Genomic DNA, 13397 nt, shown 5'->3' on the forward strand with positions numbered 1-13397 from the left:
GTAATGATCAAGATCACGGTCTCCCGCATCGACAATAATGACGAAGAAAGCAATCTACCAAGCAGGTTCTTCCCAAGCGCAGGCTCTGGCCATGGATGGTTTCAGCTTGAGTCGACCGGGGAAGAATTCCCCTCACACGATGAGCTGAGCTGGGCTCTCCAGGAGTGGAACGACGACTGCGTGCTCATGGACTATGACGCGACCACAGGCAAAGGTCGGTTCGTAATAGTCGACTGGTATGCCCCAGCGCCCGGGACCGTGATCGAGCTGCAGCTCGATATGAACCTGGAAGAACTTGATCCAGGTGACGAGGAATGGTTCGACTAGTTCACATTCTTGTAACGACCTGAGATCCGAGGGGAACGGACTTCCCTTCGCCCAGTCTCTGTCGGTGTGATTGTGGAGGTGAACGGGATGATGGAACTACAAGGTTTCGCCAGTAGACACAGCTTTTTGAGTGTTCAACTTGAAAAGCTCTATCAGCAGCTATCCGACTCACACGATGCCGTCGGCTTGTCGGCCTCCGTGACGCAACTCAACAACGATATTTGTGAACTGCAGCGGGATGTCATGGAGGCAGTAATACTTCGAAACCGATCATCCGCCGCAGTGACTTGGGCATCAGCGACCGGATACCCACAACTCACTCACGCTCTCGACGATCATGAGGATCTGGAGGAAGTGTGATGGTCAGCGTGAAACTACCGGTGAGACCCTGACGCAGTTCCTGAGGCATCCAATAGGCAAACTGCACCAGCCACGCGCCATCCTGCAGGCGATGGGTCTCCTGCCGAAACTTCTCAACCGATGCCTCATCAATCCCAAGAATGGCCGCCACTTCTTGGTTGGTGGGTATGGCGTCCTTCACCAGCCTGCCTCCTTGCGTCAAACCGGTATAGAAAATACTCCAGTGCCACCTGAGCGCCATCAACCGCTTATCGGTTGGCGAGTTTATCGCTCTCAATCCAAGAATGAGCGCGTTTAAGGGCCCAGGTCATCGCAGCCGTCATAGTCTGCCCTTTGCAGTCCATATGGCCCTCTTCGAGCAAAAGCTTTCCATCCAGAGCATAGATACCGAGAAATAGCTGAGTCAGGTGCTCGCGAGAGACCCGCACCTGAATGTTAATGAGGGAGCCGTCGGCCATCCGCTCATCGAAGTTCCTGAAGTGCAGATCGGGATCCGCCCACTCCCAGAATACTTGTCCTCTTTTGCGCATGTCCGTTCCAGTGTAAGTGCTGATCCGGGCAGTATGGAGTCACCTCAACGAGTCTGCCAGACCGAAAACGCCTCGCTTACGCCCGTGTGGGGATTCACCGAGAAATCCAAGTACCGTCAGATATCTATTTCCTACTGCGCCTGGCGGGCCGATCCGTTTTCCTGTACCCGTCCCCACTTCAGGTGCAGCCTCATGTTCAATATCCCCCCGCCTTCATCGCGAGTGATCCCGTTGTTCGTCGCCGCGCTGGCCACCGGTACCGCGCATGCCGAGACCTGGGCCATCACAGACGCGGCGCACCCACTCACCTCCGTACCGGCAGATGTGCGTGTCATCAAGCTCGATGATCAACAGCGCATCGAGGAGCAGTTGTCCAGGAAGCTACCACCCAACCCGCACCAAGCCGCGCTCGCCGCTAGGCAACTAATGGGCACGCCGGCCGGAGCTGCCCTTATGCAACAGCTAGCTGCCGCTCAGCAGGGCAATGCCGATGCCTGGAGTGTTGGGGTCTCGAAGGTGCCGGCAGTCGTTGTCGATCGCCGGTTTGTGATCTACGGCCAACCCGACGTGGCTGCTGCCATTCAGGCAATCAACCAGGCAAGGGGACGATGATGAGACGAATCTCGCGACTCACCTTGGCTGGGCTTCTAACCTCGGCGCTACCTTTCTCAGCCTACGCGGCCATCAGCTCAGCGGCGATTCTCGCCTCCACCACCTCGCCTACCTGCTTGGAATACAAAGTAGTCGGCATCTGCTACTGGCTGCTCTGCACACCCGTTGGCTGCACGGTCAAAACCTCAACCAAAGTCCGGCACTACATTCCGGACGCAGTGGTATCCGCCTATGCCAACACAGGGGGGAATCCGTGGACAGAGGTAAGCCCCATGGGGGCGCCGAATGCGACGGCGCAAGCCGGTAATGATGGGACTACCAACCACAACGCCGAGAACAACATCACCAAGTTCAAGGAGGCTGACGTCATCGGCCACCCTGGAGCTGCGGTATTCAGCCGATTTGTAAGCTCTTTTGGCTATTCCTGCCACGGCGCGACGACCCCCTACGTGCCCTACATGCTCAGCACCCTGGACACCCTCGCATGGCGGTACGGGGTTCCCGAATCCGTCTATCCAGAGGCCCTGATCCCCGGCATGCGGGAGGTCGGTGGACTTCTCTCGGCCGACATGTGGGGGAGCGTCTACCCACGGAGCGGGTTCATCCACCAGGTCGACGACTTCAAGGCCGGTGCAGTCATCGCCCAGCGTGCCGGTGACATCACGACGCGGGTAGGACAACCCCACGTATACCTGCCTATGCGCTCCCTGCCGGAGCCTGGCTACTGGCCTGCCGGGGAACTGAAAGAAGGTGATGCCAGCACAGGCAAGTGGCAGGAGCTGACGCCAACCATCAGCCCTACCTGCGCCGTGTTCCCCTCCCCTGGCCCGAATGCCGATGCAGTCGACGAAGCCTATGCCTGGGCCCTGTGGCGGCCCTATTCATGCTGCCAGCGCAAAGGCCAGACCTTCCTGGGAAGCACTGACTTCCAATGAGATAAGACCTGGAGAGCTATATGAACAAATTTACCATCGCCATCATTCTCGCTACTGGCATGGGCAGTACCTGGTGTATGGCTGAGGCCGCCGACCCAATCAAGGTGGAGTCCCAGGGCAGCGTGATCGGGGACGACGTGCTCTACAGTATCGGCGGCGGCAGCGCTGTCCAGATGGGCAGCGCTGGCCAGATGGAAAGCATCACCGTCGGCGCCGGCTGGCAGAACAACCTGGTCTGCGGAAACATGGACCTCAGCAACACCCTGCAGAACCAGCTGAACGGCGCAACACAGGGCTTCCAACAGATCATGGGCAGCGTCATCCAGAACGCGACCGGCGCTGTCACGTCGTTGCCGGCACTGATCCTGCAGCGGGCAAATCCCGCCCTCTACAACCTGCTGACCAACGGGATCCTGCAGGCGCGCCTCGACTACGACCGATCGAAGGGAACCTGCAGGGCGATGGCCGAACGGATGGCCGACATTGCCGGCGGCCAGATGGGGTGGGGCAAGGTTGCCGAAGGTCAGAAGATGGGGCAAGCCCTGGCATCGAGCAACGATGCCGTGGCAGTGGTCGACAAGGTCGAGCAAGCACCAGGATCGAACGGCGTGACTTGGGTCGGCGGTAAACAGGCCGGTGGCAATGGGCAGCAGCCCATCAAAGTGGTTGGGGATGTTGCCAAAGCAGGCTACAACCTCCTCAACAATCGCGCAGCTCAGGACACCTCGAGCATCCCGCAGTCCAGCTGCTCCAATGGACTGGTATGCGGCAGTTGGGAGTCTCCGGCCGAAGCCGCCCAGTTCGCAAACCGGGTCCTGGGTGAACAGCAGCTACAGACCTGTGAAGGATGCACGACTACATCGACTCCGGGTGTGGGCTTGACCCCGCTGATCCAGGAAACATACGACAAGAAGCTCGCGGCCCTGCAGGAGCTCTTGAAGCCCGGGACCCAGATCACCTCCGAGAAGCTGCGTGAAGCAAGCAGTGACTCCCTCCCCATTACCCGCGGCGTAGTTACTGCCCTTCGTGACGAGCGGGATCAGGCGGTGTTGGCCTCCCGCCTGGCATCCGAGGTCGCCTTGGCTGATGTCCTGGAGAAAGGTCTGCTGCTGCAGCGCATGCTGATTACAGGCAGCAAGGAACCCAACGTGAATGCGAACAAGCTCGCCGTTGAGGCCACACTCGGCCAGGTCGACACGCTTCAGCAACTCATCACCAACCTCAAGACCGAGCTCGACATGCGGCAGCAGCTCGCCAACAACTCTCCGATGAAGATCATCGAGCGCAGCAAGTCGCGCGCCGAAAGTTCCCGCTCGATCTACGAAGCGGCGCCTGAACAGGATCGCCTGATTCAGCTGCAGAAGCCTGCCGGCAAGGAGTGACCATGGCGGAAGATGTCGAGAAAAAAGCCCACCCCCTCAAAGTCCTCCTGGGAGGCGTGTTATTGAGCGTGGTGATGCTGTTGCTGAGCGTGTTGCTCGGCGTCATCGCGGTCAATCATCTGGGCGTGTTCGACACCTGGTTGAAGTGGCGTGAGGGCAATTACCTGCCACTGTTGCTATGGCGACTCGCCCTCTATGGCAGCATCGTCTTCGCGTGGGTGAAGCTCAAGGCGCGTCTGCCTGGGAGCGACGAAGATCAGTCGTCCAAGGGGGTTCAGCGGATCGAGTTCCTGGTACTCCTGTTGTTCGTGATCATCGAGATCTCGAAGGCGCCAATCACCTGGTCGGAGGTCCTATGACGCTCTATACGAACGACTACCTCGAGTATTACCTCACCCTGGTAGGGTGGATCATCAACAACGGGATCTGGGACATGATTTCGGACACGGGCCTTTTCGCCCTGCCCTTTATCATCATCGTGGCCCGTGAGTGGATCAAAGTCCGAGGAGAAGGCGCTGACGAGGGCAACAAGGGGGTGCTGTCCCTGGCTCGCATTGAAACCCAGCTGTACGTTGGGTATGTGGTTGTTTCACTGTGTGCTGTGCCAGCCATCTCCGTGGGATTTGACACTCTGCAGTTCGACCAGGCGCGAGGGAAGCAGTGCCAGGTACTGACGCCGGCGCCCTCGGAGACAGGCTGGAACACCACCTTCAGCTCGTTGGCCGGCAAGAGCGCGAAGGTGCCGGTGTGGTGGGCGCTCGTACACGCGCTGTCCAAGGGGTTGAATAGCGGCGCTGTTGCAGCAATCCCCTGCGGTACAGATCTCAGGCAAATGCGCATGGAGGTCGACGCGATGAGGATCGGCAATCCTCTGCTCGCGCAGGAGGTGGCAGACTTCACCCATGATTGCTTCGGCCCTTCCCGCGCGCGCCTGTTCATGCGTCAGCCCGACATTGGGTCGATCGCCAAAGACCAGAAGGCCCTACAGGACCTGAACTGGATCGGGTCCCACTACCTGCTGAACACGGCTGGTTACTACGACACGGATTACTCCAGAACACCCCGTACATCCTGGCCGTATGACACGAAACGAGATGATGGCATGCCCCAGGTTACCGGTGGTGGTGGGTATCCCACTTGCAAACAGTGGTGGTCTGACGGGAACATCGGCCTGCGGGACCGACTGAAAGCCCAAGTCGATCCTAGTTTGCTGAACCAGTTCCTCGGGTGGGCAAAGTGGCTGTCCCAGGAGGAAGTCACCGACTCGATGATTCGCCAGCTCGTGTCGCCTTCTAGCCAGGTCAACGGCGACGTCTACACCGATTATGGTGGACAGGTCGATGGAACCGTCTGGAACGGCCTTGCACGTGCAGGCGGAACATTGGGGGTCGCCGTCGGGTCGCTGGCCTTCTTCCCGGCGATGGACATGGTGCGCCAAGCCTTACCGATGGTAGTGGCCTTCCTCAAGATGGCCATGGTCATCAGCATTCCACTGGTGCTGATAATCGGTGCGTATCAACTGAAAGTTGCCATGACCATGTCAGTAACAATGTTCGCGTTAATATTTGTAGACTTTTGGTTCCAACTGGCAAGATGGGTCGACAGCACAATCATCGACGTTTTGTATGGTTCGGGCTCACCACACCTATCCTTTGATCCAGTGATGGGCTTGAACACCACCACTCAAGACGCGATTCTGAACTTCGTCATGGGTTCGATGTTCATCATCCTCCCGACCTTCTGGATAGTTGCTCTCGGCTGGGCTGGAGTGCAAACAGGGACGATCCTTAACGGTCTAACCAAAGGAACCGACGCTGTAGGAAAAGCTGGCAGCGAAGGGGGACAAATGGCTCAGAAGGCAGTGAAGTCAATCGGTGGGCAGTAGCGTTGATAAAAGCTTGGTCCTTTACTGAGACCAAGCTTTTCAAGGAAGATCCCGATCAAGACCGTCAGTACGCTCGCCCCACATATTGAGAGGGCAGCCCATAACTCCGTCCCGACCATAGGGGGCTTCTTTATCCTCGGAGAACATATCAACCTTATCCAGGTCAGCTTTGGAAAGTGCGTACAGGCCGAGAGCAAGTGAAATGACCGTCAGCAGCACCGACATAAGCCAGCTTATCGAGTTGGCTAAAATGAGCGCAATTACCATGGCGAGGACTACCCGCTTAACCCAACGGACTGTCGGATTCAAGTCATGCATGCAGAAGCGCGCCACACCTCCCAGGGCCCGGCCTAAGCGGAAGGCAATCGAGTGTTTGGCGGCTGCAGTCATGATTCAATCTCCTTGCCCTATGAGAGCATCTTGCCATCAGATATACGACAGCTTTGGCATTTTCGCAAGGGGTATGGCATAAAACGCCATCACCACTCATCAGGTTCACATCCATGGCCACCCACAATGTCGTCGTTCCACAGCCAATGGAGCAGTCCATTGATGAACTAGTCAGCACGGGTCGTTACCAGAACTTCAGCGAGGTCGTGCGTGCAGGCATCCGGATGCTGCTTGAGCATGAAGCAGCTGAGGCAGCCAGACTCGAAGCGCTGCGCAACGCAACATCAGTGGGCATCATGCAGGTCGAAGCAGGCCAATACGATGAAATCGATCCGGCCAATCTGGCAGCCTACCTCAATAATCTTGGAAGACTGGCGGGCGAAAAGCATGAGTAGGGCCATGGTTCGCATGTCCCCCCAGGCATGCATCGACATCGCCGATACGCTTCGCTTCACTGAGGTGAGGCTCGGTCAGTCCGTCAGGAGTCGGTATCAAGACCTGCTACAGCAGACGTTCCTCGCCCTAGCTGAACAGCCGACGCCGGTAGACAGCAAAATGCGTGATGAGCTTTCCCCGGGCCTTCGTAGCCTGCATCTGTCATTCAACGTGCTGCAGATGACTGACGGCCGCGTGATTAGACCTCGACATATCGTGTTCTACCGAGCTGGGACAGATCAAATCGTTGAGATACTACGAGTCCTCCACGATGCTATGGAGGTCGCACAGAATTTGAAACACCTGCATCAGCAGTAAAGGGTAAATGGCTCAACAGAAAATGGGCTTGAATGGATAATGGAATGGATCACAAGGGTAAAAGCCTTACCTGAAAGGGCCCAAAAACTGAAAGGGCGTCAAGGAGTTAGTCGATGAGTTTCTTAGGGAAAATGGTCCGCCTTGCGACGGTACACCCCCCGTTCATAAACAGCATGAGCAAGGACTTTAGAGACGAAGCAAATGCAGCTTTCGCCGCAAAGCTTAAACGTAGCAAGTTATACATGATCGGGGCTAGGCCACGGACAGAGTTTGGCGATGTACGAATCGTCGACACAGTAAATGACATTGCCCGGATAGAAATTAAGTTAGCAGGAGAGACAGTTGACTGGGGCTATATTAATCTGCAAGCAAATGTACCCCTTGGGGGAGCGGTACATGCGGCCTGGGACGACCAAATAATTCAGATCGGACACAACCGTCCAGGTCCTGGTGAGAAGATGCACTCACACACCTGGTATACCCCCGATTCAGTATACTGGGAAAAATCTAGGGGGAACCCAAACTTACAAGGATTCAACAATCACGCCATTGTTTGCAACTACGACCTACTTTATGTTGGGATAGCAAACAAGCAGGATAGTTTCGAGCGACTGCTAAATAAAGCTCATCAAGGTCGTGTTGAGATCCTTACAGAAGAACAGATTCGCTACCCAACCCCATCGAATCGAGTTTCAGACGAAATCGTATTATTCTTCTTCGACATTGATCCACTTATTATTCAGACATGGGCGCCTGAGGATGAAATGGATGACATGGTTTTGGATATTAATAGCTCGCGCACTATAGCAGATGCCGAAAAAGCATTTGTTAGCCTACTGAAACCCGAGTACAACAATGTTCAATTCAAAGAGTATCCAAGAGGAAAGGATGGCCTTTACGGTTCGGGCTTCAACGTCTATCAATACGTAATATTTGAAAATTTCACTTTTAACACACCATCTGGAACGTTTAATGGCTCAAGAAACGAATTTGGGCTGGGTAGCTCCGGGCACACCATCGTCGTAGAGGGGGACAACGTGACCCTCTACCCTCCCGAATGATGGCCATCTGCCAAGAAATCCGTTCCCCTCGGAATTCGCTTTACCGTTGATGCCATCTTGGCATTAAGAGAAAAGCCCGCTCCATGCACACCCCATGGAGCACCCTATGCAACTCCTCTCCTGGTTGAGCCGCAAACCGGCTAAACCAACACCAGAAGCCTCACCACAGGGCTTCCATCTGCCGGCGAAGGCTACTGCTCTCCTGCAGAGCCCACTCCGTCAGCAGCTCCTGGAGAACATCTGGCGCCGGGCTTCGCTCTCACGAGCTCAGTTCAATACCCTCTACCTTAAACCGCTCGAGCGCTACGCTGAGCTGGTGCAGCTGCTCCCTGCCTCTGAAAACCATCACCATGCCCACCTTGGCGGACTCCTGGACCACGGCCTGGAGATCGTGGCCTATGCCCTAAAGATCCGGCAGACGCACCTTCTGCCAATAGGCGCTCCACCGGAGTCCCAATCCGCTCAAGCAGAAGCCTGGACTGCAGCGGCCGCCTACGGCGCGTTGCTACACGACTTGGGGAAGATCGCTGTTGACCTCCGCGTCGAGCTCGAAGATGGCCGCGCATGGCACCCATGGCACGGCCCGATCAACCGCCCCTACCGGTTCAAGTATGTGAAAGGTAGGGAGTACCAACTGCACGGGGCTGCTTCAGCTCTTGTGTACATGCAAGTCCTGGACACCGGAATCCTGGACTGGCTCAGCGGTTTCCCTGAATTATGGAAGCAACTGATCTACCTTCTCGCCGGCCAGTACGAGCACGCCGGCATCCTCGGCGAAATGGTGATCCAGGCGGATAAAGCTTCCGTTGCCCAGCAACTGGGAGGCAATCCTGAACGCGCGCTGGCGGCCCCAAAGCAATCGCTGCAGCGACAACTGGCCGACGGTCTGCGATTCCTGGTGCGAGAAAAACTCAAGCTCAATCAGCCAGATGGACCGGCAGATGGTTGGCTGACGCAAGATGCGCTTTGGCTGGTGAGTAAGCCAGCAGCAGACCAGCTCCGGGCATACTTGCTGACCCAGGGTATTGAGGGAGTGCCAACCTCCAATGCTCCGTTCTTCAACATGCTGCAGGACCAGGCAATCATCCAGACCAATGCCCAGGATAAGGCGATCTGGAAAGCCACCATCGATAACGGCCGCGGTTGGAAGAACAGCTTCACCTTCTTAAAGGTCTCGCCGGTACTCGTCTGGCCGAATCCGGACGAACGCCCCCCTCTATACGGTGGCAGCCTCACCCTGGACCAGGAACCGGAGACAGTCGCGCAGGCGGGCACCAGTGCGGAAACCGTCTGTGCGGTACCGGATGAGCCAGTCGCCCCCTCGGGCGATGCAACTCAACCGCCGGCACGACCTCGAGCCCTAGTCCAGCCAACTCCAACCGAAGGGATCCGATCATCTGAGCGCGAAGAATTACTGTCACTGTATAGTAATATCACTGCGCCATCAGAAGAGCTAAGTGCTAGCCCAGGCTCAGCAGCCGCCTCCCCTCCTCAGCAAGGACTCGAAGAGGTAGAGCCGGCTGACGATTCTCTAGCAGCCACAGCAAGGAATGCTGCAATAAAAGATGTCACCACCATGCCTACGAGTAGTTCGCTGGGAGGAGCTTTCATCGCCTGGCTCAAAGCCGGGGTCGCCTCCCACAAATTGATCATCAACGATACCAAGGCCCTGATTCACACCGTCGACGACACAGCAATGCTCGTTACCCCTGGGATCTTCAAGCGATATGTGCTTGAGCACCCGGAGCTTGAGAGGATCGTCGGTAAACCGGGGACAGCGGCCTGGCAGCATGTACAACGCGCATTTGAGAAAGAGAAGAGCCACCAGAAAACCAGCAAGCAGCTGAACATCTGGACCTACGATGTAGTAGGCCCACGGAAGACCACGCAGCTGAGGGGCTACTTGCTTCTTGATCCGAAGCTGATCTTTGCTGAGCAGCCCCTGAACAACCCAAGCTTGCGACGAGTGACGGAAGGGGCCGCTGAATGACGCCCCAGAAATTGCTCCGGGAATACCTCGTCGATCACGACCTCCGGCCTGCCAGCGCGAAAATCTACGGCGCGGCAATGAAGAAGCTGGAAAAGAACTTCGGTAACGCTGTTGATGTGGAGACCATCGATCGACGGGACGTCCTTGCCTTAAGGAACAAGCTGATTGAAGGAGGTCTGTCGAAGCGCAGCTGGAACACTTACTCCAATCACCTCCGAACAATATGGGGGTACGGCATCGAGTACGGGATTCTTCCCAACACCGATGTGAACCCATTCAAGAAGACGACGGTAATTGCACCGAAGCGACAGAGCAAAATCATTGCCGGCGAAGCGATCGTCCGTGCAAGGCGGTGGCTCAGAAGTCTTGCTGACCAGGAGGAGTCGACTGGGGACCGGGCCAGAATCACACCAGCGTGGTTCTGGCTGGCAACTTTCGAGATGTTCTACTACACCGGCATACGGCTGAATGCACTGCTATGCATCCGGCTCAAGGATGTGGACTGGGATCGACGGCTGGTTCTCGTCCGCGGCGAAACCGAAAAAACACACCGCGAGTTTCGCATTCCCATCATGGATGGGCTAGCGCCGCACATTCAGCGCCTCGTCGATGAAGCTCGTCGAGCGGGCTTTGCCGCCGATGACCAGCTGTTCAACGTCAATCGTTTCTCCCGCCATTACAAGCGGCATGAAATGAACTCGGACCAGGTCGAGGCGATGTACAAGAAGCTGATCATCAGGCTCGGGGTGCGGATGACTCCGCACCGGTTCAGGCACACGCTTGCAACCGATCTGATGAAGCAGCCGGAAAGAAACATCCACCTGACCAAGAACCTGCTGAACCATTCGAACATCGCAACCACTATGAGCTACATCGAAGCCGACTATGACCACATGCGAGACGTACTGCACGAGCGCAGCATGCAGCAGGGGGCATTGAGGCTTGTACGTCGGGTGGATGAATGTAGTGCACCAAATTCGCGTCCTGGTGAAAGCGGTACCCGCACAGAGCCTGGTCGACGAATAACGATCGAAGAAGATGATCAAGGAGGTGGCTGCTCGGCACCAGAACGTCTGCTGATTGAGTTCAGGCAGAGCTGTGCCAGTGCTTTGCTACCGCCCGAAGATCTCTTTCAACCAAGCCTTCTGTTCAGCCTGATGGCATCGACAACAGGGTCTACACCTTTTGCTCGATCTCATTCTGCTGTCGCAGGCACTGTGTACAACGCCCGTGCCTCCCCGAAGTTCTGAACCGACGAATGGCAATGAGCCACTACATGGTTAGCTGAAGCAGGGCAGATAGCACATAACTGTTCCAGGTCACTGGTGCTAGGAAACTGGCGCCATGCCTTTGGCTGCGCGTGTTTTGGAGACGTCGCGAAGCGAGGTTTCGCGGAGGTGAGCAGCCCGCAAATCCCCTAAGTCATTGAGTTTTTTGGCCCAGGAACGAAAAAGCCCGCCATAAGTGGCGGGCTATTCCATATTGACATCACGCCGAAGCGAGCCTAAGGTTCGCTCCAGACGGCTGCAAGACTAGACATGGCTGTGGCAAGCCCCCCTCTCTAGCACTCACGAACCGCTGTGAATAATGGTGGGTCGTGTAGGATTCGAACCTACGACCAATTGGTTAAAAGCCAACTGCTCTACCAACTGAGCTAACGACCCGTTGGATGGCGCGTATAATACTGATTTCTAACGGGAAATCAACACCCCATCAGACTTTTTTCAAAAGTACCGCGTCGGGTCTTCGACACCAGCTGCCTTGAAGCCGTCGGCACGCAGGCGGCAGCTGTCGCATTTGCCGCAGGCACGGCCGTCATCGTCGGCCTGGTAGCAGGAAACGGTCAGGCTGTAGTCCACGCCGCGGGCCATACCGGCCTGCACGATCTGCGCCTTGCTCATGTTCTGCAGCGGCGCTTGGATGCGGAAGCCCTGCCCTTCGACGCCGGCCTTGGTCGCCAGGTTGGCCATGCGCTCGAAGGCTTCGACGAACTCGGGGCGGCAATCGGGGTAGCCGGAGTAATCCACGGCATTCACACCAATGAAGATGTCACGGGCTTCCAGCACCTCTGCCCAGCCCAGGGCCAGGGACAGGAACACAGTGTTGCGCGCCGGCACGTAGGTGACCGGGATGCCTTCACCCGGGGTTTCCGGCACGTCGATGCTGCTGTCGGTCAATGCCGAGCCGCCGATGCCGTCCAGGTTCAGGCCAATCACCTTGTGCTCGACCACACCCAGGTCGCGGGCAACGCGGGCGGCGGCGTTCAGTTCGGCGCGGTGGCGCTGGCCGTAGTCGAAACTCATGGTGTAGCAGCTGTAGCCTTCGGCCTTGGCCATGGCAACCACGGTGGCCGAGTCCAGGCCGCCGGACAACAGGATTACTGCGCGTTTGTCGGTCATGTGTGCTTGCTCCTCAATCAACGTCCGGGTTCGTCGTTCCACAGCAGCTTGTGCAGCTGCAGCTGGAAGCGTACGGGCAGGTTGTCGGCGACGATCCAGTCCGCCAGCTCGCTGGCGTTCACCTGGTGGTGGCTGGGCGAGAACAACACCTCACCGGCACGCTCGGCCAGGTTGTACTGGATCAGCTTGGAGACCGCCCAGTCATAGTCCTCACGGGAACAGATGACGAACTTGACCTGGTCGTTGCGGGTCAGCTGCTCGATGTTCTCGTAGCGGTTACGGTGCGACTCTTCGGAGCCTGGGGTCTTCAGGTCGACCACGCGGCTGACGCGGGTGTCGGTGCCAGCAATATCCAGCGCGCCGCTGGTTTCCAGCGACACTTCGTAACCGGCGTCACACAGGCGCTGCAACAGCGGCAAGGCGTTGGGCTGGGCCAATGGCTCGCCGCCGGTGACGCAAACGTAGCGCGGCTTGAAGCCGGCGACCTGCTCAAGGATCGAATCGAGGGTGCGAACGGTGCCGCCACTGAAGGCATAGGCACTGTCACAGTACTGGCAGCGCAGGGGGCAACCGGTGAGGCGCACGAATACCGTGGGCAACCCAGCCGTTCGCGTTTCACCCTGCAAAGAGTAAAAGACTTCGGTGATGCGTAATGTGTCTTGCATGCTCGCCACGGGCGTGACAGCTAAACAGGCTGCCCGCCTCCGTCAGGCACTGTCGCGGACTCGACATAGCGTTATCCGCAGCAGCGTGTTTACGAAAAAAGGGCATTG

General features: G+C 57.1%; 16 protein-coding genes and 1 tRNA gene. 11 read left to right on the forward strand and 6 right to left on the reverse strand.

Going from position 1 to position 13397, the window contains the following annotated elements:
- Positions 1-3: 3 nt before the first annotated feature.
- On the forward strand, positions 4-327 hold the full coding sequence (locus E5221_RS21785; protein ID WP_023628675.1) for a hypothetical protein: 324 nt from the start codon (positions 4-6) through the stop codon (positions 325-327).
- A gap of 316 nt (positions 328-643) precedes the next feature.
- Here E5221_RS21785 and E5221_RS21790 read toward each other — a convergent pair whose 3' ends face one another.
- Together E5221_RS21790 and E5221_RS21795 are read right to left on the reverse strand one after the other, a co-directional pair.
- On the reverse strand, positions 644-868 hold the full coding sequence (locus E5221_RS21790; RefSeq protein WP_038705586.1) for a hypothetical protein: 225 nt from the start codon (positions 866-868) through the stop codon (positions 644-646).
- A 67-nt stretch (positions 869-935) separates the two neighbouring features.
- Positions 936-1217 (reverse strand): hypothetical protein, encoded by a 282-nt coding sequence (locus tag E5221_RS21795; RefSeq protein ID WP_023628677.1) that lies wholly within the window; start codon positions 1215-1217, stop codon positions 936-938.
- A gap of 192 nt (positions 1218-1409) precedes the next feature.
- On the opposite strand from E5221_RS21795, the gene E5221_RS21800 reads away from it, so the two are divergent.
- From E5221_RS21800 to E5221_RS21820, 5 genes are read left to right on the forward strand one after another with little or no spacing between them, the layout of a single operon-like run.
- Entirely contained in the window at positions 1410-1829 is a 420-nt protein-coding gene (locus E5221_RS21800; protein WP_023628678.1) for a TIGR03757 family integrating conjugative element protein, read from the forward strand.
- Positions 1829-2764 (forward strand): TIGR03756 family integrating conjugative element protein, encoded by a 936-nt coding sequence (locus E5221_RS21805; RefSeq protein WP_038707443.1) that lies wholly within the window; start codon positions 1829-1831, stop codon positions 2762-2764. Before E5221_RS21800 ends, E5221_RS21805 begins: the two co-directional genes overlap by 1 nt.
- Before the next feature lie 59 nt (positions 2765-2823).
- On the forward strand, positions 2824-4146 hold the full coding sequence (locus E5221_RS21810; protein WP_230852929.1) for an integrating conjugative element protein: 1323 nt from the start codon (positions 2824-2826) through the stop codon (positions 4144-4146).
- Between the two features lie 2 nt (positions 4147-4148).
- Complete coding sequence (locus E5221_RS21815) at positions 4149-4505, forward strand: hypothetical protein (RefSeq protein ID WP_023628681.1); 357 nt, start codon at positions 4149-4151, stop codon at positions 4503-4505.
- Positions 4502-6031 carry a conjugal transfer protein TraG N-terminal domain-containing protein gene (locus E5221_RS21820; protein ID WP_023628682.1) on the forward strand — a complete coding sequence of 510 codons (1530 nt, stop codon included), beginning with the start codon at positions 4502-4504 and terminating at the stop codon, positions 6029-6031. Before E5221_RS21815 ends, E5221_RS21820 begins: the two co-directional genes overlap by 4 nt.
- Positions 6032-6070: 39 nt before the next feature.
- Here the strand turns inward: E5221_RS21820 and E5221_RS21825 are convergent, their stop codons facing one another.
- Complete coding sequence (locus E5221_RS21825) at positions 6071-6421, reverse strand: hypothetical protein (protein ID WP_023628683.1); 351 nt, start codon at positions 6419-6421, stop codon at positions 6071-6073.
- Between the two features lie 113 nt (positions 6422-6534).
- Between E5221_RS21825 and E5221_RS21830 the strand changes: the two genes are divergently transcribed.
- The 5 genes from E5221_RS21830 (at position 6535) to E5221_RS21850 (ending at position 11475) form a co-directional block, all read left to right on the forward strand.
- A complete protein-coding gene (locus tag E5221_RS21830) occupies positions 6535-6816 on the forward strand; it encodes a type II toxin-antitoxin system ParD family antitoxin (protein ID WP_023628684.1) in 282 nt (93 codons plus the stop codon).
- 13 nt (positions 6817-6829) lie between these two features.
- Complete coding sequence (locus E5221_RS21835; RefSeq protein ID WP_232244444.1) at positions 6830-7174, forward strand: type II toxin-antitoxin system RelE/ParE family toxin; 345 nt, start codon at positions 6830-6832, stop codon at positions 7172-7174.
- Between the two features lie 113 nt (positions 7175-7287).
- Positions 7288-8235: a hypothetical protein gene (locus E5221_RS21840; protein ID WP_023628686.1), complete on the forward strand. Its 948-nt coding sequence runs from the start codon at positions 7288-7290 to the stop codon at positions 8233-8235.
- Between the two features lie 94 nt (positions 8236-8329).
- Positions 8330-10225, forward strand: coding sequence for a MobH family relaxase (gene mobH / locus E5221_RS21845; protein ID WP_028690576.1), 1896 nt, complete (start codon positions 8330-8332; stop codon positions 10223-10225).
- Positions 10222-11475 carry a site-specific integrase gene (locus E5221_RS21850; RefSeq protein WP_023628688.1) on the forward strand — a complete coding sequence of 418 codons (1254 nt, stop codon included), beginning with the start codon at positions 10222-10224 and terminating at the stop codon, positions 11473-11475. The genes mobH and E5221_RS21850 overlap by 4 nt, the downstream gene beginning before the upstream one ends.
- 338 nt (positions 11476-11813) lie before the next feature.
- On the opposite strand, the gene E5221_RS21855 is transcribed toward E5221_RS21850, so the two are convergent.
- The 3 genes from E5221_RS21855 to queE form a co-directional block, all read right to left on the reverse strand.
- Positions 11814-11889, reverse strand: a tRNA-Lys gene (locus tag E5221_RS21855).
- 60 nt (positions 11890-11949) lie between these two features.
- Positions 11950-12624, reverse strand: coding sequence for a 7-cyano-7-deazaguanine synthase QueC (gene queC / locus E5221_RS21860; RefSeq protein WP_013973801.1), 675 nt, complete (start codon positions 12622-12624; stop codon positions 11950-11952).
- A 17-nt stretch (positions 12625-12641) separates the two neighbouring features.
- Positions 12642-13289, reverse strand: coding sequence for a 7-carboxy-7-deazaguanine synthase QueE (queE, locus tag E5221_RS21865; protein ID WP_015271468.1), 648 nt, complete (start codon positions 13287-13289; stop codon positions 12642-12644).
- Positions 13290-13397: the final 108 nt, after the last annotated feature.

It is taken from the genome of Pseudomonas sp. A2, from assembly GCF_023100865.1.
GTDB lineage: Bacteria > Pseudomonadota > Gammaproteobacteria > Pseudomonadales > Pseudomonadaceae > Aquipseudomonas > Aquipseudomonas asiatica.